The sequence below is a fragment of the Methanosarcina sediminis genome (genome assembly GCF_052056915.1).
Lineage (GTDB): Archaea > Halobacteriota > Methanosarcinia > Methanosarcinales > Methanosarcinaceae > MTP4.
Map to the genome: position 1 here is coordinate 4,124,964 of NZ_CP195119.1, position 21,988 is coordinate 4,146,951.

General features: G+C 42.4%; 13 protein-coding genes. 4 read left to right on the top strand and 9 right to left on the bottom strand.

Features of this window, described 5'->3' with window-relative positions:
* Positions 1–366: 366 nt before the first annotated feature.
* Entirely contained in the window at positions 367–2,022 is a 1,656-nt protein-coding gene (locus ACSAZK_RS18030) for a hypothetical protein (protein WP_440955387.1), read from the top strand.
* Positions 2,023–2,027: 5 nt separating this feature from the next.
* On the opposite strand, the gene ACSAZK_RS18035 is transcribed toward ACSAZK_RS18030, so the two are convergent.
* Entirely contained in the window at positions 2,028–5,201 is a 3,174-nt protein-coding gene (locus ACSAZK_RS18035) for a RyR domain-containing protein (RefSeq protein ID WP_440955388.1), read from the bottom strand.
* A 261-nt stretch (positions 5,202–5,462) separates the two neighbouring features.
* Between ACSAZK_RS18035 and ACSAZK_RS18040 the strand changes: the two genes are divergently transcribed.
* On the top strand, positions 5,463–6,980 hold the full coding sequence (locus tag ACSAZK_RS18040; protein WP_440955389.1) for a DUF4062 domain-containing protein: 1,518 nt from the start codon (positions 5,463–5,465) through the stop codon (positions 6,978–6,980).
* A 273-nt stretch (positions 6,981–7,253) separates the two neighbouring features.
* Entirely contained in the window at positions 7,254–9,560 is a 2,307-nt protein-coding gene (locus ACSAZK_RS18045) for an SIR2 family protein (protein ID WP_440955390.1), read from the top strand.
* Here the strand turns inward: ACSAZK_RS18045 and ACSAZK_RS18050 are convergent.
* From ACSAZK_RS18050 to ACSAZK_RS18085, 8 genes are all read right to left on the bottom strand, one after another.
* The gene (locus ACSAZK_RS18050; RefSeq protein WP_440955391.1) at positions 9,544–10,179 is read right to left on the bottom strand and encodes an NUDIX hydrolase; all 636 of its coding nucleotides are present in this window, start codon (positions 10,177–10,179) and stop codon (positions 9,544–9,546) included. The genes ACSAZK_RS18045 and ACSAZK_RS18050 overlap by 17 nt on opposite strands.
* Before the next feature lie 363 nt (positions 10,180–10,542).
* Entirely contained in the window at positions 10,543–11,928 is a 1,386-nt protein-coding gene (locus ACSAZK_RS18055) for an aminotransferase class III-fold pyridoxal phosphate-dependent enzyme (RefSeq protein ID WP_440955392.1), read from the bottom strand.
* A 111-nt stretch (positions 11,929–12,039) separates the two neighbouring features.
* Positions 12,040–13,524, bottom strand: coding sequence for an aldehyde dehydrogenase family protein (locus tag ACSAZK_RS18060; protein WP_440955393.1), 1,485 nt, complete (start codon positions 13,522–13,524; stop codon positions 12,040–12,042).
* 255 nt (positions 13,525–13,779) lie between these two features.
* Positions 13,780–14,166 (bottom strand): response regulator, encoded by a 387-nt coding sequence (locus ACSAZK_RS18065; protein ID WP_440955394.1) that lies wholly within the window; start codon positions 14,164–14,166, stop codon positions 13,780–13,782.
* Positions 14,167–14,593: 427 nt separating this feature from the next.
* The gene (locus ACSAZK_RS18070; RefSeq protein WP_440955395.1) at positions 14,594–15,007 is read right to left on the bottom strand and encodes a response regulator; all 414 of its coding nucleotides are present in this window, start codon (positions 15,005–15,007) and stop codon (positions 14,594–14,596) included.
* A gap of 667 nt (positions 15,008–15,674) precedes the next feature.
* Positions 15,675–16,064 carry a response regulator gene (locus tag ACSAZK_RS18075; protein WP_440955396.1) on the bottom strand — a complete coding sequence of 130 codons (390 nt, stop codon included), beginning with the start codon at positions 16,062–16,064 and terminating at the stop codon, positions 15,675–15,677.
* 498 nt (positions 16,065–16,562) lie between these two features.
* Entirely contained in the window at positions 16,563–18,464 is a 1,902-nt protein-coding gene (gene gatE, locus ACSAZK_RS18080) for a Glu-tRNA(Gln) amidotransferase subunit GatE (protein WP_440955397.1), read from the bottom strand.
* Between the two features lie 4 nt (positions 18,465–18,468).
* Positions 18,469–18,705 (bottom strand): hypothetical protein, encoded by a 237-nt coding sequence (locus ACSAZK_RS18085; protein ID WP_440955398.1) that lies wholly within the window; start codon positions 18,703–18,705, stop codon positions 18,469–18,471.
* A gap of 1,010 nt (positions 18,706–19,715) precedes the next feature.
* Here ACSAZK_RS18085 and ACSAZK_RS18090 point away from each other — a divergent pair.
* Positions 19,716–21,368, top strand: a complete 1,653-nt coding sequence (locus ACSAZK_RS18090; RefSeq protein WP_440955399.1) for an S-layer protein domain-containing protein — start codon at positions 19,716–19,718, stop codon at positions 21,366–21,368.
* The last annotated feature ends 620 nt before the right edge of the window (positions 21,369–21,988 follow it).

Sequence of the window (21,988 nt, forward strand, 5' to 3'; positions counted from 1 at the left end):
TTTGAAATTAATTTAAATAGGATCAAATACAAAACCAAAATAGTATTTTCGAAAACCTTATTTACTTTTAAAAATGTATTTGACATTTAGGGAAGAAAGTTCCGGAAAGGACTTGAAAAAGAGCGTAACGAGAAGCAAAGCAGTTTGCAACATATATAATAACTCATAAAAGAGAATGGATATCTCAAAAAGCAAACTAAACGCCTCAGTGAGCGAACAAAACACCTCCAATCAGAAAATAGATAGTTTCCGTCGATTATTGATAATATCTGGCAAAACGATCACATATGCCGTCGTTGTCCATATTTGAAAACCGGCCCTATGTTTGCGGCTTTCAGTAACGGATCCCCACAACCGGTGATTAAAATGAGGTTTTATGAATACCAAAAGGCATTGAAACTAATAGAAGATATTGAGAAGAGGAATGTATGCTTTCTTGTAGGCGCTGGAATCTCGACACTTCCTCCATGTAAACTACCATCTGGAAGTGAGCTAAAAGATTTGGTTATTACAATACTTTTTTCAAGAGAGGAGTTAGAACCTTATCTTCAAAGATTAAAAAAACTATCTAAATATGACGATGTCGTTCCTGAAATTCTCTTTCAGAGAATTTCCGAATCTATCAAAGATAAGCTCTTTCTTTTCTTCAATATCCTTAAAGTAGCTAATCCTAATCAAGCACATGAAGCTTTGGCTTACTTATCTGATAAAAATAATATAAGGATATTGACAACCAATTTTGACACTTTTATTGATGATTTTTTGAAAAATAAAGAACGAATAATCCATCTTCATGGAAGCCTCAATAACTTATCGCAAATAATGATTAGAATAAACCAAGTTGGATGTGGAATAGAGGCATCTCTTGGGATGTCTTTAATGTCCCTTACAAATGATAATTCCTTATATGTGTTAGGATACTCAGGCAATGATAAGGATATAATTGATTTAATAAATAGTTGTAATTTTAAAAAAATAATTTGGTTTGTAAGAAACACGGATAATAAACGGCTGTTAAGAAATATTAGTCAGGTAGATAGAATTCATTCATGCTATGTTGTTAAAGCCGACCTAAAAGACTTATTTAATGATTTATCATCTCATTTTAAAATAGATTGTTCTGAAATGAGATATTCAGAAAATATTATAGATCTTGAAAAAATAAAATCTGAACTTTTGGAGAATTGGTCTCAGGAAATAAGCATGCCTGAAAGGTTCGCTTGTTTGGGAAAATTATTTTTTGAATTGGAAGAATATGACTTGGCTGCAACAGTATTCATTCATGCTGTGCATGATAATTATGTTAATGGCATTCACGGCAAATCTTGGTTTTACAATGAAGCGGCTAATTGTATGCTGACGATTGGAAATTTTGATAAAGGATTTGAATATGCCAAGAAGGCAATTGAATATCAATATTTATTGCCACAGTTGAGTGTTCTTGCAGGTTCTTACAATATAATTGGTCTTTTATTTCTTGAAAAAGAACAACCTGAACCCAAAGAAGCAATTCCAAATTTCAAATCTGCAATAAGTACTCTTGAACAATTTAGTACAACACCAGAGGCAAATGTTTGGAAGGAGGAGATTAATGTTTTCTTTGGAAGAATATTTAATAATTTAGGTCTTGCATATCATACTGCTGGGGATTTCAATTTAGCATTAGAATACTATAAAAAATCCCTAAAATACAAGAAAAGAGCAGGGGATTTAATAGGTATAGCTCACACATCTGTAAATATTTGTAAAACCCAATATAGATGTCGTAATTATAGGAGATTTTATTATTGGAAAAATAAATCAATCGATTTAATCGAAAAATATCAGCTTGATTATCAAAAGGCATATTTATTACGAGAAATTGGAGCGATAAGTTGTGAACAAGGTAGAGTCAAGTCTGGATTAAAAATGCTAAGAGATGCATTAGCATTATATGATAATATGGAAAACGTTGTATTCGATAAAAAGCTTACTGATGATATAATCAAGCAATTTTCTCAAGATATTGCCTTGATAGGATGAATGATTTATTCATTTTTCGCGGAATTCGGCTTGTAAGCTTTGTAACCAGCTTCCTCGAGAAGTTTTGGAATAAGGAGGACGGAGTTACGGTCATTATCTCGAATACCAGGTGAAAGTTTGTTCCACGGAACAATACACGGAGTGGTTTTATTTTCAAAATTCTTTTCACCCTCTTTATAGACCCATCCTTGCATGATCTTTTGCCAGACCCAACGATCATGCTCCCTGTTTGCCATTTTTTCGATTTCATCTTTTGTCAACATTGTCTCTTTTTGTTCATCGTTCTTTTGAAGGCGTCGAATCTTATAACCAACCCAGCTCAATTTTTCTGGAATCTTTCTCGCGCTGTCAAAATTCGCCTCTTTAAGGTCTTGTGGCAGAGCATCAAACTCAACTAGCGATGGGTTCGTTTCAGGAGTATCTCCTTTAATTTTTCTCTTTTCTACATATTTGTCGTGAAGGAGTCGAGCAAGACGATCAATAATGTATGGATCATTGATTTCTTCAAAGTCTTTCATACGGTATATCTCATATCCAGCTTTTTGGAGTACAGGAGGAATTGCATATACTGACTCAATAAAATTATGTTTTATATCTTTATGAAGTTTGTTGAAAGGAGTCAACTGCGGAGTAATTCCAGTGCAAATTTTATTCTCTTTGCTATCTGATAATCCTCCCAACCTTTGATTGCGGCAGAATCTCTCATATTCAAAGCGGGCAAATGTCTCGATCTCATCTTCAGTAATATCTGGCGTGTGTGGAATCGTTCCCACTATCTTTCGAATACCATGATTGATTGCCCAAAGTTTATTGGGAATATCTTCAGCAGCATCTTTGAATTCCTCAAAAGAAACGTCTTTCTCTAGTTCTTTCCCTTCGCTCTTTCGATGGCTTATTTGGCTCTCGTGCATAAACTTGGCCACAGATTCGACGACAGTATCTTCCCTCTTGCGATAGGAAACTTCTTCAGGATTGGGAAGGTCCTTCAGCCGAAGCATAGATTGGTATCGTTCTTTTTCCGTCAAAAACAAGAATTCATCGGCATCTACATGCATATCAAGTTGCTTTTTAACTGGAAGGGCTGAAAGATCGAAACGATTTTTACCTGCTAGACGACTCATTTCGATAAGAGCAGTCATGGAGCGAGTGCCGTGCTTGTATTTGGTTACATTTAGCATTGCCCGCAGTACGCCGCTATCAATACTTATTTCCTTTTTTGAGTTAAAAAGACCGGAGGCTGTTTGTTCATTCTCCAACAATACGCGCAGCACTTGAGCTCTTCGGATAATGAATGCATCGTCATCATCGTCCTTTGTGCGCTGGCGGTTTGGTCCCATAACATTGATAAAACCTCGGAGTCTGCTAACAAAGTCAGGCCCCTTTGCATCCCTAAACTTTTTATCTGCATCTTTTATTTCAGTATTTTGAACTGAATTTTGATCAGCATTCTGACCTTCATATGAGGCAAGATTGGTAGTTGAGTCATTGTTATGAAGATTTTTTACAAAATCTTCAAAAGTATCTCTTGTTCCTCCAGCAAAAACAAAAATAGCATTTCCGATAGGATGCACTGTTTCTCCTTCTCTGAACTCACCATCCTGCATGGGTGCTAGGAAGTATTTCAGCCATCCTAGAGGCTGACCCTCGCAAGCCGAATCAAATTCATCGAAAAATACAAACGGCACCTTGCCCGAAAGAGCAATATCTCGTACTTTATGAAATGCATTGACCAAATCTTGATAATCACCAAGCTGGGAAACATTGAAGGATATGCTTTCAAGTCTGACTCCATTTGAATCAATACTTTTGAGTACTTGCTTGACACCGAAGGATTTGCCAGAGCCTGGAGGGCCAAAAACAGCAAAACACAGAGGATTTTTGGGCTTTTGGTTCAAAAGGAACTCAATTATCAGTTCCTTGATCGAACTGTAACTTTCAATCTCAGCGCGGTCGATGGTTTCAAGATCGCCAAATTTACAAATAGGTACACTTTCCAACCCTTTTGCCATGCCTTTTTGAACGATTTCCCTTGCTACAAGCTGTCGGACATTACGAGTTTTATGATCAAGGATTCTCCAGAACCTTGGGTCTGCATCTTTAAGATTTGTGGGAATTTCGACAGAACTACAGACATAGGTATATTTTGCATTCTTTTCTAAAATCTCTTCTAAGCCCGGGTATTCAATTCCATGATCTTTTTTGTATCCTGCTTCAAGGAGTGCACGTGAATTCGCAAGTCCTTGCTTAATTCCAGTTGTAAGTCCAGACAAACCTTCTTTAGAAATTTGTTTTACCAGTGTCGCAGTGAAGATCGACATTAGCCCCATCATAGTGCCGTCAATATTTGATGCGAAAGAGCCCTCAAGTAAGGATGGATCAAATACAATGACAGCGTCGTTTACATCATCTTTCCTACCATGATAGAGGATAGCCCCGTCAGTATCAAACAACACTACAAGGTACGGGCATTGTTGCAGTGAATTAAGTGCATCTGACCTTTGGAGTTCAAACACAAAGTCTTTGGCAGTCCGCTCCCATGATAGTGATTTGCTTATATGAATCCCTGCTGTTCTTCGAAGATCATTCGAATTTATGATTACAATAAGGTTCTCTGGAGTTTTCTCATTTATTTGTTTCCAAAGACTACCTTTAAGGAGAGGAAGACTCATTTTGTATACGATAATTGAGTCACCTACAGATTCTAAGTCTTTAGGCCATACATTCCCCATCTCTCTAAATCCATTTCCGGCGTCGTCAAGTACAATGATATCTGCATTACTGTCATTTGATTCTGGAACCCACGATGGTAGTTTGTTTTCTGGCCCAATATATCCAAAGAATTTTTTTATGCGTAGAACCTCAGCCGTTTTATCTCCCAGAACTTTAGAGTTCTCAAGCATGACATTTGAGTGAATCACTTCATCCGATGAAAAATTGCGCAACTCTTGCTTTTCTGGTAACTTTGGTCCCCTCACTGTGGCTAATATCCCCTCTTCGTTAAGGGACTGTTCGATAAAATTAGTCAATAATGCTGCTCCACCTGGTAGTACATCTGCATGTGATGAATGGTGTAAACGCCAGTTATAACCTTCATCGCTGGCTTTGACAGGATACATAAACCAATCAATCGTTACGTCTCCAGCTACCACAATCTTAAGTTCTTTTTTCGCCATCTGCATCCTTTCTTTTGATTTTTTCGACTTTTCTACCTTTAGTTCGTAGTTGTTAAGAAATAAATAAGTTTATGCTTTTAATTTAAATAACAAAACGGCGGTTACCTTGCTGCAAGCAACTAAGTATTCAAATGAGACAAATACAATATCAAAAATGAGTTTATCTGGCAATGTCAAGTTAAAAGTACCGGAATAATTTCAAAAGCTTTAACTATTGAATGTTGAATAGTACTTTTGAAAATATTGTTGAGGTCGTAGGTGAACTAGATGTCCCGTGTGTTTTTATCTTCTACATATAAGGACCTAAAAGAATGTCGTGAAAAGGTCAGAATTCTTTTGAGAAAAATGGGTCATGAAGATATAGGTATGGAACATTTTGTTGCAGAAGACAAAAGGCCTGTTGACAAGTTTCTAGAGGATGTTGCTTCTTGTGACCTCTATATAGGTATTTTTGCGTGGAGATATGGTTATATCCCTGATGGATACGATGAATCTCTAACAGAACTTGAATATCGGAAGGCAGTGGAAAAAGGGAAAAGTTGCTTATTATTTCTGCTGCATGAAGATGCACCTTGGTCTCCTAGATTTGTGGCTAGGGGTGAAGAAGCATCAAAAATAGAGGCCTTGAGAAATGAGTTGTCCACTAGACATGTAGTCAGCTTCTTTAAATCCGCTGAAGACCTTGCCATTAAGGTAGGCACAGCGGTCTATAATTGGGAATCTCAGAGTCAATCAACTTTATCCGACATTTTCATTTCGAAAGTAGATAAAGGGATTAAAGAGGGTGCTTCAAGAGAACATGATAGTGAAATAATTGGGTGGAAAAAAACAAGTGAAAAGTACATAAATGAATTGAAGAAATCCTATTATAACAATGGATTGGTACTATTTCTAGGAGCTGGTGTGTCATATTCAGCAGGTATGCCCGATTGGAACACTCTTATCTCAAAGCTTATGGCTGATATGATTGGTGAAGAACTGCCAAAAGAATTAGATGCTTCAGAGGATGAAATGCAAATCATAGCCAATGAACTCCAGAAAATTCATGGTTTTTCTCCTTTACTGGAAGCAAGATACATACGTGCTAGTCTTATGGATAAATTCGATAAAAAAATATCTGAAAACCTTTATAGAGAAGTTAATAAAACCAGAATTGGCGCTTCTGAATTATTTGATTCTATAGTTAAAATGTGTATGCCTAAAAGAACTGGTCCTGGAATAAGAGCCGTTGTAAATTATAACTTTGATGACCTTCTAGAAACCTGTCTTCGAGAACTTTCTATAAAATGCTGTCCTGTATGCACTAATTCTTATTTTGTTTCCCCTGACCAATTAGCAATATACCACGTTCATGGTTTTTTGCCAAGGAACGATGAAGATTATCAAGGTACACCTAAAAGTTTAGTGGTGTTTTCTGAAGAAGGTTACCATAATTTAATGATGGATCCTTATTATTGGTCAAACATTATTCAACTCAATTGCTTTCTTGAAAATACTTGCTTGATGATAGGCTTATCAGTAACGGATCCAAATTTACGAAGACTTCTGGATGTAGCTGCGAAAAATAATAATGTACCTAAACATTACGTATTATTAAAAAGACTCCTACTTACTGAAGTTTTAGAGGGAAATGAAAAGAAAAAATTTAAAAAAAATGTGATAGAAGCCTTCATTTCAACTCATCATAGAATTCAAGAAGAGTCTTTTCAGCAACTTGGTCTGAATGTTATTTGGTACGAGAGCTATAGTGAAATTCCAAGTATTTTAGATAAGATTAGAGAATGAGCTCAAATTATCATTAGTTTAAAAAATTAAGGCTGGTGATCCGTTTCTTTTCATTGCCCCTCAAATTCTAAAAATTTTTGCAGATTCAATTTTTGTTTTTGTAGAAACCCTCTTACTCACTTTTCGAAGATGTACACAAAAATATAATCAATTTGCCGATTTACTCAATATTCTCTATAACAGATTACAATCATTCATAATCATTCAATACTTGACGATTGACGCGACACTAGACAAATTAAGTAATTCTTTTTTCAGTAGGAGAGATGAATTGTGAGTTCTCAGAACAATCCGAGTGATTTACTTTATGAAGCAATAACGACACCGAAAAAGAAATTAGCTTTTTTTGTTGGCGCAGGAGTATCTATCGATTCAGGACTGAAAGATTTTAAGGGTTTCAGCAAGCAGTTTCTCAGTGGAATTGGTCCTGCAAACTGGGCTAATGAGGACAATAAAGATATTGATTTGATAACTGAGAGGTTAAGACCCGAAGTATTGCTTCAGGTGGTTCAACAAGTTTATGGAAAAAACTCACTCGAGTTCTATAGTTCATTAGATTTCGAAATACCTAATCCTAATCACTACTTTTTGGCATTGGCTTTGCTCAGAGGACATTGTGTATTTACAACAAACGTTGACACATTGATTGAAAAGGCTTGCGAAAACATGGGCATTTCATGTGCGCCAATTTTTTATGAGGAACACTATAAAGACTTTCTAAAGAAGCATCCCGTGGACTTTAGTTCACAATTATTTAAGCTTCATGGTTCTATCGAGCCGAATAAAGCCGGATTAGCAAAGTACGAATCGATCCGCTTTACAATTGATAGAGTTGGGCTCGGACTCGATGAAAATACAGGAAAAACTCTGTCTGCCTGTCTGCAAGAGCGAGATTTCGTCTTCCTAGGTTACAGCGGAAATGATCATTTCAGTGTACATCCTGAATTGCTGAGAGTAGATTCAAACCAAAAAGTCTATTGGTTCAAGTTCCGAAGTTATCCCCCTTCATTAGAGGATACTTCTAATTCTTGTGATTTTCAGAATCAGAGGGACAATCTACTAAAAGAGGCATCAAAAGACTTATCATCCGCAAAATGGGAAGATATCTCATTGAGAGAGTTGCTCATAAAATGGGAGCCACACTCCTATCTCATCGAAGGTAACAGCAGTTCCGCCATAAACGATATTCTTAAAAAATTAGCTAGTTCTAATGAAGCCCCAGAGTACCTAAAGTTAAGTAGTAACTTGAAAAGTTTTCAGGCGGATATTCTTAGCCTTAGATGTGGACAAAAGTTTTCTCCGTCTTGGGTTGAAAATATTACCGATTTTAAACGTCATTTATGTGCAGCAACATTAATGATTAGGGCACGTAATTTGACGCAAGCTAATTCCGAATTAAAATACTCTGAGGAGTGCGCTAAAGACTATATAGAGAAAGCTGAAGTGGAAAGATTACGTGCTACGACTTATTCTATCACTCGCAGAGTAGGTAAAGAAAAATTCAGCAAGGATGATCTGTATAAGGCTATGGAAAAGTTCCAAATGCAGGGAGATCTTGTGGCAATGATTGAGGCACATCTTGAGTTGGCCAATATTATTAGAATCGAACGGAATTTTAGCGCTGCATTAGACGAACTTGATAAAATTGAAAATGAGTTAGTAGGTATAAAGCCTGAATTACAGATTCAAAAGAAGGCTTATGACTGGCCTCGACTAATGGCTCATCTACTTTTCCTTCGAGGGCTGGTTTATGGTTTGGGGCGAAAAGGAATATTCAAAGATAAAATTACTGGAATAGAATATTGCGATAAAGCTGCTGATTTTGCATCTCGAGCTGGAGACGTAGCCCGTAAAGCCGCAATTCTCAATGCACGAGGTTTGATTATTTCTCAACTCGCAGAGAGGACTAGCAGTATACTTCAAGAAGCAGAAGACTCATTGAATGAAGCTTTAGCCCTCCATGCTAGGCTCAGAGACCCACGTAGTTGTTTTCAACCGTCACGTAATCTACTTTTAGTTCATCGTTTGCGCTTGCTCAATAGTAAATCAAAAGTTTGCAGTCATTGGTTAAATGAGGCGTGGGAAGAAGCCAATAGAGCTCAGGATTACCTCAACCAAGTAGAAACAGGGATTTTTGAGCCAATAAGAGATCAAATTGAGCTTGATTTCCGTAAAGCTCAATTTTTGGGGCTTAAAAGAGATGCCAATAAAGCTGATCTTGAATTCAAAAAAGTCTTAAACTACTGGGAAGAGAAGAATGACCTGCATCAACAGGCTCGTATATGGCAGGAGCTTCTTTCTCTTGCTGAGGATCAAAAGGAAATTCAAAATTGTTTGTCCCATTTGCTTAATATCATAGAATCACTTTTCCAGTCTAATGAAAATGAGGATACGTATAGAAACGATTTACTTCGCCTTGAAAATATAATGGATATGCTCATTGATGCATATGATAAAGCTTATGAGATTAAAGATCAAGAGCATCTAAACAGGATAAAAATACTGGCGCTTCGGGGAAAGGAGATCTCTGAGCTTGTTGGTGACAGTAGTCTCATCTGTAGTTTTAGTGTTTATAGTTAAATCCTTCTGGAGGAAGGGCCATAGCATCAGATGAAAAATACTCGTTGGTTACTGGGGACATTTTGGGATCTTTGAGTATCATTTGAGCTATCAAGGTCCAATAGACCCAATGTCGAGGGAGCGGCGCTAGAGGGTGGGTATCGCTTCCTTTTGAAGGTATATGAAGCCACTCATCTATATCAAAATGATAGAATCCACATTGCATTATCTCTGGGGGTGCTGGGCGTAACCCAAGCCCATTAGTTCTATCGACTCCACAAAATAAGATGATCAATTCGCCAGCATTTCCTTGCCTCGATTGGAAATATGGTCTTTCCAGCCATGCAGCAAAACGTAAGTCTGAAGGCAGAGATAAACCAGTTTCTTCCTTCAGTTCTCGTAGAACAGCATGGCTAGGCAATTCATCCAGTTCTACTCCACCTCCTGGAAGATTCCATGGAGTACCTCCAGCAGTATCCATAGCGTACTGCCCCGTTTTAACCATCAAAACATTATCTAAGGATGGATCAAAGACTGCTATGAATGTACCCATCCCCCACTTCCTTCTTAAACAGTATTTATGCGCTAAGGAATCTATCTCATAAATGTTAGTCTGGTCGCTTGGAAAGAGATTCTTCATGTAGTTGTCCTCATAGAAATGAGTATCCTCTTGACTTTTACGTGTCACTAACCAAATAGCACTGCGGAAATTGAGATTATTTCCAAAAGAACTATACAATTCATTAATAATCTAACATCCTAAATTTTAACCTTACGTGTCTGTATCAAGAGAAGCTTATGCGCCCAAGAATGAAGAATATAGTATAGACCATTGGTTTTGTGAGAAATATGCGTGTTTCCTCAGGTACTCTAACTTTTTATTCGCTCTCTTTTTCCACTTCCTTCAGGAAAAGCCCGTGCTGCGCACGGTGACAATACACACGGAAATACACCTATTCCGTCTGCTCCGTTTCCTTTCACTCACCACTTTCCACGAAAAAATTCACCTCACTCCCCTCTTCACCGCCTCCTCAAACCTCTCCAGCCCCTTATCAGCCTCCTCTTCCGTCATAACCAGGGGCGGCGAGAACCTTATCACGGACTCCCCGCAGCCCAGGAGCATGATGCCCTGTTTGTAGCCTTCCCGGACGATTTTGTTCCTTGTAACAGGATCTATGAACCTGTCGGGTTTGACGATTTCGGCGCCGATCATTAAGCCCAGGCCCCGGACATCGCCTATGCAGGGGTAGGAGTCCTGGAGTTCCCGGAGGCGCTGCTGGATGTGGGAGCCGAGGGCCCTGGCATGGGCTCCGGTTTTTTCTTTTTGCATGAATTCGAGGGCGGTAAGGGAGCCTGCTGAAGCCAGGAGGTTTCCGCCGAAGGTGTTTGAGTGGACACCGGGGGGCCAGTCCATGAGAGAGGCGTCGGCGAGCATTGCTCCCATGGGAAGGCCAGCGCCAAGGGCTTTTGCAAGGCAGGAGATATCCGGTTTGACCCCGAAGTTTTCCATGGCAAGGAAAGGGCCGGTCCTGAAGCAGCCTGCCTGCACTTCGTCGGCTGCGAGGAGGACGTCGTTATCGGTGCAGATTTTCCGAAGTTCCTTGTGGAACTCGGGGGGAGGGACGATGTAGCCGCCTTCGCCCTGGATGGGTTCGACGAAAACGGCTGCGGTGTCTTCGGGGTTCAGTTCTTTTCTAAAGATCAGGTTTTCGATCTGCTTTACGCACTCGACCCCGCAGCCGGGGTATTCCAGGTTAAGGGGGCAGCGGTAGCAGTAGGCGTAGTGGGTGTGCACGGTGCGGATGCCCGGGAAGTGCTCTTTCTGGCGGGCTTTGGAGGAGGTGAGGGAAAGGGAGCCCAGGGTCCTGCCGTGGAAGGAGTTGTAAAAGCCAATCAGGTTTTGCCTGCCGGTCTTCCAGATGGCAAGCTTGATTGCGGCTTCCACGGCTTCGGTCCCGCTGTTGCAGTAAAAGACCTTCGAGTAGCCGGAAAGTTCCCGGAGTTTTCGGGCAAGTTTCAGGGGAGGCTCGGCAAAAAAGTCCGCAGAACAGCAGTGCGTCATTTTTCCAAGCTGGGCGGAGATGGCAGCCTGTACAGCGGGGTTCGAGTGGCCTGCGTTCAGGACCGCAATCCCGGCAACGAAATCGATGTAGTCCCTGCCGTCCAGGTCCGTCACAATGGAGCCTTTCGCCCTGTCCACAACCAGGGGGTAGGGCCTGGTCTCGCAGGCGGACATCACCTCGCAGTCTTCTTCGATCACTTCCAGGGATCTCGGGCCGATGGTGTCAAGCATCCCTATTTCCTGCATCCGGGAATTCATTATTTCTGTGCTTTCCCTGCTGTGTCCTTTTTTTTCTTCCCCTTTACCTTCTCCTTTTCCCTTATTCATCACAAATCATTCCCCCCTCTTTCAAATTCCTTCCTTCCTTCCTTCCTTCCTTCTTTCCTTCAAATCCCTTCTTTCAAATCCCTACCTGAATCCCTTCCCTTCAAATTCCCTTCAATCGGTATCGATCTGGGCCTTTTGCAGCTTTCCGCTATAATCGATGTACACGGCTTTTACCTCCGAAAACTCCCTGATAGCATCGGTCCCTGCTTCCCGGAAACCGTTTCCGGTGCCTTTTACGCCTCCGAAGGGCAGGTGGACTTCGGCGCCTATGGTGGGAGCGTTGACGTAGGTGATCCCGGTTTCGAGCTGTTCGACCGCCCGGAAGGCGTTTCCCATGTTTTCCGTGTAGATGGCCGAGGATAGGCCGAATTGAGTGTTGTTTGCGACTTCTATTGCTTCTTCAAAGCTTGAGACCGTGATAATGCTGAGCACCGGGCCGAAGATTTCCTCCTGGGCGATTCGCATGTCCGGCCCCACGTCGGTAAAGACCGTGGGTTCGAAGAAATAGCCGGAGAGGCCGGAGCTTTCCGGGTCAATGAGTTTTCCCCCGATAAGCAGGGTTGCCCCTTCTTCCTGCCCTATCCGGACGTAGCGTTCGATCTTTTCGAGCTGGGCTTTGTTGATCACGGGTCCAACGTCGGTTTCGGGGAGGAGGCCGTCCCCTACCCTGAGAGTCCTGGTCTTTGCAAGCAGCCGGGCGGTAAACTCCTCCCTGACCTTTTCGTGCAGGATGAGCCGGCTGGTTGCGGTGCAGCGCTGGCCGGTTGTCCCGAAGGCCCCCCAGAGCACGCCGTCAAGGGCAAGGTCCAGGTCGGCGTCGTCCATGACTATCACCGGGTTTTTGCCACCAAGTTCCAGGGAGACCCGTTTCATGGCTTTTGCACATTCCCCCATGATCCATTTCCCGGTCTCAAGGCTGCCGGTAAAGGAAATTGCCCGGATGTCCGGGTGCCGGACGATTGCTTTTCCGACAGTTCCCCCGGGCCCGGTTACAAGATTTATAACTCCCGGGGGCAGGCCGGCTTCCATCAGGATTTCCACCAGCTTGATTGCAAGGATCGGAGTGTCGCTTGCCGGCTTGAAAACGATCGAGTTTCCGGCGGCAAGGGCTGGCATGATTTTCCAGGCGGGAATCGCAATCGGAAAATTCCAGGGCGCAATCAGGCCCACAATCCCCAGGGGCCGGAGCACGGTCATGCAGAACTTGTCCCGGAGTTCCGAGGTCGTGGTCTCCCCGAACATCCGGCGTCCCTCGCCTGCGGCGTAATATGTAATATCGATGGCTTCCTGCACGTCCCCTCTGGTTTCGGCAAGCACCTTTCCCATCTCCTGCGTCATCAGGGAGGCAAGCTCTTCCTTTTGCCTCTGCATGATCCGGGCGGCCCTGAAAAGCACCTCGGCCCTTTTCGGAGGCGGGGTCTTGCTCCACAACTCAAATCCCGCCTTTGCAGCCTCAACTGCCCTGTTCACATCATCTATACCGGCAACCTGCAGCACAGCTAAATTCTCCAGGGTCGCCGGGTTCATATCATCAAAAGTTTCTCCTGTTGAAGAGTCCGTCCACTCTCCACCTATAAACAGTCCATACTCCTGCATATTTCATCCCCCAGAATGCATTGAATATAATAGGAGATAAATATATTCCCGGAAAATAGATCCAGCAGAAACTAAGAGCAGGATGTTAAAATAAGAGCAGGTACTAAAAACGTGCAGCTCGAAAAAACAGGGATTATAGAAGGGAAAAAGAGAGCAGTAAGAATTTGCTGCTCGGATTCATTTTCCATTAAGTAAACCCTCTAAAAACCGTGATGAAAAATGCGCTAAAAAATGCGACAACTTTTTTCACTTTCATCAGAAGCTTGCAGCTCTGTGTCCGACTATACGCTCGATCTGCCTGGATAGTTCGGAATACTGGGTTTTTGGGTCTCCTCCCTTCTGGATATAGGAATTCGCACCGTTTTCAATGGCCCTGTGCATGACTTCTTCGTTTCCTATGCCCGTAAACAGGATGAAGGGAACGTTGATACTTTTCTCACGGAGGGATTTCAGGAAGGTGATGCCGTCCATGGCAGGCATGTCATAGTCCGAGACTATCACGTCATAGGCATCCTTTTGCAATTTATTGATTGCTTCTCCTGCAGAATCTACCGTATCGGAGTTAATATTATGGAACATTTCCAGGAACGTTTTTGATAATTCCAGGAATGAGGGGTCATCATCTACAAGCAGTACTCTCATGGGGTTTTCTCCAATTTTCTTTTGGGGGTTTAATGAATCCGTTTTGCAGGAATGATGTGTTCCGACCTTTTGTGTACTTTTAGTACGTTTATGAGGGTTGGATTTCTTTGATTTTATATTATTTTACTGGACTACTAATTGTTACTATGATGTATATATTAGTTAAATGTTATACCGTGAATAATAGAAACGATTCAAATAATATAAAAAGTTAACATTCCAACTTATTTTCATATTCCAACTTCTTTTCATGAACCTTGCTCAATTTTAAGGCTGCTTTTTTTTGGGTCCTGCTTCCACCCCCTTTTTCCCCATAGAGATTTCGGTGATAATCAGGATTTTCCGGATCAAAAAACCTTATCCCGTGAGATTTGCTTAATTCCTTTTCGAATCCCGTTCTTTTATGCCCCGGGAAGCCTGTCCGGACTTATCCTGTTATGGGAAAGAATCCGGTCTCAAGCTGTGTTTTCCTTCCCACGGCTTCCTGGATATGTTCAGAGAGTTCGGCATACAGGGCTTTCGGTTCTTTTCCTTTCTGCAGGAAAAAGCTGGCTCCGCTTTCCAGGGCTCTTATCAGTACATCTTCTTTGCCTGCTTCTGTAAAAAGTATAAAGGGCGTTTCAATACCCTTTTCCCGGATAGTCTTCAAAAAAGTTATTCCATCCATGCCAGGCATCCGGTAATCGGAGACCACGGCGTCAAAGGCTCTGGTCCTGAGTTTGGGTATGGCTTCGCCTGCAGAACTTGCAGTATCAACTTCAAGCTCGTAAAAAATTTCGAGATAATCTTTTGAAAGTTCCATATATATTGGGTCGTCATCCACGAGTAAAATCCTTAACATGTTTGTCCCTCCGGCTTCTTGCAGGTGCTGGTCGGGTTTGTCGGAGCTATTCAGGTTTCAGGGACAGAAGGTTTCGGTGAGTTCTTCAGGTCAGGTTTAAGTTTTCCGGGGCGGGATAAGTACTCGGGTCTGAGGTTAGTTTTTTTAAGGTGTACTCTATCAAATTTAGAATACTGAAAAAGTCAGTTTTGGCACTTATAATGTTTTATATTCTAAAAAATTATTATTTTTATGTAGTTTACTCATACAAACTTGTTTCTCATTCTATATAAATTTTAACTCACCACTCACATTTTTATGATGTAAATGTCAGTTTCCTGTTATAATTCTCCTGAAATGGAATTCGGATTTCTTTTCTGGTTCTTAAGTGATGGAAAAATTATATGCGCAGTGACTGTCTTTCTCCCTCAAAATAGTAAAAATGTATAAAGTAAAAATAAAAAGAAGACAAAAATAGATTTTCTGCTTAAAATTTTGCCCTGGGATTCTCAAAAATACAACGACTTCTATTTACGATTTTCAGTTCGTCCGGAGCTAAAATGTGCTCCTGGTACCATTACTGAAGTATCCCGACTGAAGTATCCCGACTGAAGTATCCCGACCGGAGTATTCAACGAATGAGATTTCTAATAACTGGTTGAGAAATACCCAAAACCCTTCAGAATTCCTAATTCATCCCGCCTTTCTCCCTGGTAGCCTCTCCTATCTGTCGGGAAAGGGCTGAATACTGGGCCTTAAGGTCTCCTCCCTTCTGGAGACATGCACTGGCTCCGTTTTCCATAGCTTCAAACATGACGTCTTCTTTGTTTCTTCCGGTGAACAGGATAAACGGGACATTGATTCTCTGTTCCCTGATTTTCTTCAGGAAGATTATGCCGTTCATGCCTGGCATCTCGTAATCCGAAACCACTGCGTCATAGCCACCTGTCTGCAGTTTTGGAATTGCTTCACATGGCGATCCTGCAGTTTCAACCTTAATGTCCGGGTATGGTTTAAGAAATTCTTCTGATAGCTTGAGGAAGAAAGGATCATCGTCTACTAGTAAAACTTTAGCCATGTTCTTTGCTCCGGTTTTCGGAATTAATGGATTTGTGTGATACGAGTTTATTCCAGTGTTCAGCGATGTTTTCGGAAATCCCGTTTTTTTAAAATAAGAGGCCTTGATCCCGGTATAAGTGCCGATTTTTTATGCTAATGATCGTTAGTTTTATAATCAACATCTTATGACCATTTGTATCGATTTTCAGCTTTTAAGGGATTATTTATGTTAATATTTTATGATTATTTCATATTTTAAATTAGTTTTTTCATACAAAATACATGTCTTTGTATATAAATTTTTATAAATTATTCGGTTTTCGTGCAGCCAAATTAAAAAATGGAATTAAGAAAAAGATCAACAAACAAAATTAATGTGTTATATTAAAATGGAATTAAGAAAAAGATCAACAAACAAAATTAATGTGTTATATTAAAATGGAATTAAGAAAAAGATCAACAAACAAAATTAATGTGTTATATTAAAAAAGAAAAAAAGTAAAAGCTGGACCTGGTTTTAGCCCTGGTCCATGAAGCTGTCGATTTCCTTTTTGAGCATCTGGCTCAGGATTTTCCCATCGACTTTGCCCCTGTACTCCTTCATGACTATGCCCATGAGGGGGCCGAGGGCTGCGGGACCTTTCTCCCTTATGAAATCGCCTCTTTCCCTGACCATTTCCTTGATGAAGTTTTCAATTTCTGCAGGGTCAAAGGCGCTGAGTCCGAGCTGGGAAATGGCTTCTTCGGCGCTGAGTTCCGGCTCTTTTGCAAGGGCGGTCAGGAGCTCCTGGACGGCTTCTTTTGCAATCTCCTGGGCTGAGATGGCTGCAAAGAGTCCTTTGAAGTGCTCTTCGTCGAGATGGTCGGTCTCCACGCCGCTCCGCCGGAGCTCCGGGACGAGTCCAACGAGCGTCCTGGCTATCAGGGTTGCGTTTACAATTGCGTCTTTTTTGTAGGTTTCGAGCAGGTTTTCGAAGAGGGGAAGGTCCTTTGAGTAGGCGACCTTTTCGGCAAGTTCCTTATTCAGCCCGAATTCGGATACAAAGCGTTTTGCCCTTTCGGTCAGGAGTTCCGGGGTTTCGATTGAATTGTAATATTCGTGGGAAATTTCGATTTGCGGGACATCGGTTTCCGGGTACATCCTTGCTGCTCCCGGAAGCGGGCGCATATAGGCGGTGTTCCCGTCGGGAAGGGCTCTTCTCGTCTCTTCGGGGATGCCTTCCAGGACTTCTCTTGCCCTTGTGATGACTGCTTCGATGGCGAGCCTCGCTTTATCTGCGTTGTCTGCGACCATGACCACGGCGTCATCGGGTTTTGCCCCGATCGCGTCCCTGAGGGCCTGGACTTCATATTTTGTGATCCCGTAGTTCGGGAGTTCGTCGGTGTGGAAGATCCCGCCTACTCCTGCGGTCTTTGCCCGGTCCGAAAACTCGGTCCCGAGCCGTCTTCCGGGCTGGACTTCTCTTCCGACAAGGCCTTTGAAATTCCGGAGGTGGGCTGCAAGGATTGCCCCTTTCTTCACTCCCCGCTGCAGGACCTTGGACTTGGTGTCCAGGAAAAGCCCGGTTACGTCAAAGACTTCCTGGCAGACAAAGGCGTTTCTTTCAATAAGTTCCTGCCTGATGAACAGGAGGTTGAGCTGCCTTTCGACTTCCCTCCGGACTATATCTTCAATCAGGTCCAGGGCCTGGACTCCTTTAATCTCGACCCTTGCCCCTTCGGCAATGGAGATGTTAACGTCCTGCCTGATGGTCCCAAGCCCCCGCTTGACCTTCCCGGTGGAGCGCAGGATCATCCCGATCTGCTCGGCAACTTCCCGGGCATGCCTGGGGGATATGATATCAGGCGCGGTTGCGATTTCCACAAGCGGGATCCCAAGCCTGTCCAGGGAATAGACGATGGAGTCTCCGACTTCCTCGATCTTCTGGGCGGCTTCCTCTTCCACACAGAGGCTGTCAATCCCGCAGGGCCCTTCCGAGGTCTCGATTACCCCGCCGCTTGCCAGGAGAGCTGTCCTCTGGAACCCGCTGGTATTCGACCCGTCCACGACGATCTTTCTCATGACGTGCATCTGGTCAACCGGCTTCATGGTCAGGAGCTTTGCAACCCCCAGGGAGATCTCCAGGGCTTCCCGGTTCATCCCTCTCGGAGGCTCCTCGTCATTTTCGACCAGGCAGGTCGTATCATAAGCCTTATAGATGTACTTTCTCCTGACCTTGGTCTGCTCCACGGCAGCCCTGTCCTTTTCTCCCATCTCACTTTCCGTAGCCCGGAGGTACCTGAAAAACTCGAAGTTCGACTCCCCGGTATCCCTTATCCGCGTAGGACACCTGCAGAAAAGTTTCTCCTTCGAATCCAGCTGCTGATGAATTTCAAGCCCGGCTTTTAGCCCTAGTTCACTGTAATCGTATTTTTCCATATTCTCACCCGAATCTAAGCAGGAAGCGCCCGTATTTTTCTTCAAGTTCAGCTCTTTTTGTTCTCCCTTTCCTTTTAACTCCATCGCCTAAAACAGTCTCTTTGGGCTCCGGATTTCCTTTCTTAGCTCTTTTAGGTGCTGTTATTCTTGTATTTGATGATATGAAACTGAATGTAAAAGGTGTGCCTGAAGGTATAAAGGTATCTATTGGCAGAAAGAATGATGCTAAAATTGGGGTCAAATTTTTAGTTATGTCTTTGCTGATGAAAGATTCCGCCAGGATAAGAATATGTACAAAAAAGCCGGAAGGTTATAACTATGATTTCTGGAATTTTGCGCCAGCCGAGTTGTGCCAGCCGAGTTGTGCCAGCCGAGTTGTGCCAGCCGAGTTGCGGCTCGGCAGTGCGCTGTCCGTTTCGTTCACTTCGTTCGCTCAAGCGGACTATAATTTTCACAACTTGATTTTTATATTATGAAGGTTAGCGGGCGGCTGGGTGCACTTAGCAAAAGAAACTTTAGTTCTGAAAGAAAGAAAATATTCAGGCCATCGGTGCCTATTATTTCTAAAATCCCTATTGATCAAACGGGGGCATATTTTTCCAGGTATAAATAAAGCAGGAACAATGTTATTTCCGTATTTCCGTCGTTATTTTTCCGAGCGCCAGCGAGGCCTGCCCAATTAAACTGCCACGAGTCAGAAGCGTGAACAGAAGAAGAAGAAGAATTAACTGCCTGTTTTCAAGACTCGACTAGCATAATCAGCCACCGATTTTCAAGACTCGTTTTTTATTTTTTTGCCGGTCGGGGGGGCGGCTGCGTACACTTGGCCAAAGCAATTTTTTAGGGAAAAGCCGGTCAGCAAGCTGACCGGTGAGAGCCCCGTCTCCCAGAATCCGATAGAACTCCAGAGCCCATATTTTCTACCGAAACAAAACGAAAAGCCCTTATCTGGGCTTCCTTTTCAGTCTGGAAAAACCAGAATATAAAACCCTGAATCCTTATCATCCTGCTGAATATTCTGAATCAACGTCCCCTCGTTTAAAATGACTTCTCTCTCTTCACATTCCTGTTTATAGAAATAACAATTCGTAAACTTTTTAATTTTCGAGTTTCAATATCACACATCAACTTCATCAAAAATTTATTTCCTTCTTATTATCAATTGGAGATCCAGGTTAACGAATGCAAAGGGGAATTTAATTGAGAACCGGGTTTATGAAATTTGTTAGTTTGAACATAATATTACTTCTCATGATGCCGTTTTCTGTGACTGCATCTGCGGGTGCTGCAATCGGGACAGAAGCATGGATAACAACCGACGGATCAAATCAACTTATACCCGATATTTCAGGAGATCGGATTGTATGGCAGGATGACCGCAATGGGAATTTCGATATTTACATGTACGACCTTTCCACGGGGAAGGAAACTCAGGTAACAACCGATGAATCCGACCAGATGAGTCCGAAAATCTCCGGGGACAGGATCGTCTGGACCGATTATCGTGGCGGGGTGGAGAATCTTGACATCTATATGTATGACATCCCCGCAGGCCGGGAAACACAGATAACTACGGATACTTCCGTTCAGTGGAAACCTGCAATTTCCGGGGATCATATAGTATGGGTGGACTTCAGCGAAGATCATCGCACGGCTATTTACATGTATGACATTTCCACGGGAACAGAAACACAAATCGCAACCGATGGGATGCAGCCGGACAATCCCGCAATTTCAGAAGACCGTATAGTCTGGGAGGACCATCGTAATTGGGAGGGGGGCATTGAAGGAAATGCCGACATATACATGTACGATGTCTCCACGGGAAAGGAAGTGCAAATAACCACTGACGAATTACATCAAAGGGAACCTGCAATTTCCGGAAACTACATAGCATGGCTGGACTACCGGAATGAAGGAGAACTCGATGTTTACATGTACGATTTATCCACGGGTGAGGAAATCCAGATAACAGGAAATGACTCCGAACAATTCAACGTTGATATTTCCGGAAATTATTTCGTGTACGATGATGTGCGGGACCCGATGAACAGGGATGTCTACCTGTATGATATTTCCAAAGGTGAAGAAACCCGGATAACAACCCATGAAGCTTACCAGGCCGACGTTGCAATCTCAGGAAACGTTATCGTGTGGGAGGACATGCGGAACGGGGCGATGCGAGTGGACGGATATCCGTTTGAAAATTCTGACATCTATACGTTTACCCTGGATTCTGCAGACCTTTCACTGACTGATAACAAAAACACAAATCCTGAAGAAAATAATGTTGATAAAGAGAACAGCAAAAAATCCATCGAGGATATTATCAGTGCAATATTTTCCAATATCTTGCACAAACTGCCATTTTATACCGTAAGTTCTTCCGAACCGGCTGCAGCCGAAGAATCCGGGACAGGGCCTTTTGAAGAAGCCGAAGTCGTGCCTGATGAAGAACCTGCGGATGAGGGCTTTATGAAAGAAGTGGCTGTTGAAGAAGCCGAGGTCGTACCTGGTGAAGAATACCCTCCGGAAGATTTGCCTGAACAGGGAGCAATTGCAAATCCCGTGCACGAAGCTGAATTGCCGGCAGAGGAAGTGCACGAGGAATATGCTGCTCGTGGTCCCGGGGAGTACTTAATGAGACAGGGGGACATACTCAAGCTGCCAGGTGATTATGAACTTCTTGTAAAGCTAATCGATGAAAAGAGTAAAATGGTCTGGTTGGAATTCGAAAAGAACGGTGACTTTGTCGATGATGAGATCTTAAGTCTCCCTGCTGAAGAAACGATTTGGGACCTTTATTCATATCCTGTAGATGGTGATGAGGAGTTAATCTATAGAGTCCGGTTAAAAGATGTGTCTGGAGATAAGGAGATTGTATTTTACATTGAATTCATGTAAAATTATCCACTCAGCGATTTTGCTTGAAAAATTAACAAAAAGAGCCCTGTAAAAATTCCGATACTTATTTAATATTTTTTGTTAGCACGATTTTGTAAATAGGTTAACAGGTTTTCTGCAGAGCCAACTCTTCTTATCAAGAGCCAGGCAGGAAGCTAGCCCATATATCTAAAAATGCCATTCTTTTTGAAATCAAGCCTTGATGGCGAGCAGAAAAGCTATATCCATCAGATTTTTCTACAAATTTTCATGAAAAAGCCGGTCAGCAAGCTGACCGGTGAGAGCCCCGCTTCTTAGAAGTCGATAGAACTCCAGTACTTCCCTTATTTACCAGAGCAAAAAGAAAAACTCCGGATTCGGGAATTCTCCTTCAATCCGGCAACATTGATAATTATTATATTAAATTGAACTGTTTTGCTAAGAGGTATAGTAAAATGACAAGGCAAAGAAGAAGGAATAAATGCATCAATGCTGCAAGCATTATTTCAGGATCTTTCAAAGATGGAATGTTTTGTTCCAAAGTGGAAGGGGAATTCTTGGGGGAGTCTGTCATAAATTATACAATAATTTCCTCCCATATATAGAATTATAGTTTTGTCGTTAATCGAAACTTCCTGCAA

What these genes read in the sequence shown, in the direction of transcription:
- ACSAZK_RS18075 (WP_440955396.1), bottom strand. Translation starts at nt 16,064, where the DNA reads ATGGCTAAAGTTTTACTAGTAGACGATGATCCTTTCTTCCTCAAGCTA.
- ACSAZK_RS18070 (WP_440955395.1), bottom strand. Translation starts at nt 15,007, where the DNA reads ATGTTAAGGATTTTACTCGTGGATGACGACCCAATATATATGGAACTT.
- ACSAZK_RS18040 (WP_440955389.1), top strand. Translation starts at nt 5,463, where the DNA reads ATGTCCCGTGTGTTTTTATCTTCTACATATAAGGACCTAAAAGAATGT.
- ACSAZK_RS18035 (WP_440955388.1), bottom strand. Translation starts at nt 5,201, where the DNA reads ATGCAGATGGCGAAAAAAGAACTTAAGATTGTGGTAGCTGGAGACGTA.
- ACSAZK_RS18030 (WP_440955387.1), top strand. Translation starts at nt 367, where the DNA reads ATGAGGTTTTATGAATACCAAAAGGCATTGAAACTAATAGAAGATATT.
- gatE (WP_440955397.1), bottom strand. Translation starts at nt 18,464, where the DNA reads ATGGAAAAATACGATTACAGTGAACTAGGGCTAAAAGCCGGGCTTGAA.
- ACSAZK_RS18065 (WP_440955394.1), bottom strand. Translation starts at nt 14,166, where the DNA reads ATGAGAGTACTGCTTGTAGATGATGACCCCTCATTCCTGGAATTATCA.
- ACSAZK_RS18090 (WP_440955399.1), top strand. Translation starts at nt 19,716, where the DNA reads ATGATGCCGTTTTCTGTGACTGCATCTGCGGGTGCTGCAATCGGGACA.
- ACSAZK_RS18055 (WP_440955392.1), bottom strand. Translation starts at nt 11,928, where the DNA reads ATGAATAAGGGAAAAGGAGAAGGTAAAGGGGAAGAAAAAAAAGGACAC.
- ACSAZK_RS18060 (WP_440955393.1), bottom strand. Translation starts at nt 13,524, where the DNA reads ATGCAGGAGTATGGACTGTTTATAGGTGGAGAGTGGACGGACTCTTCA.
- ACSAZK_RS18050 (WP_440955391.1), bottom strand. Translation starts at nt 10,179, where the DNA reads ATGAAGAATCTCTTTCCAAGCGACCAGACTAACATTTATGAGATAGAT.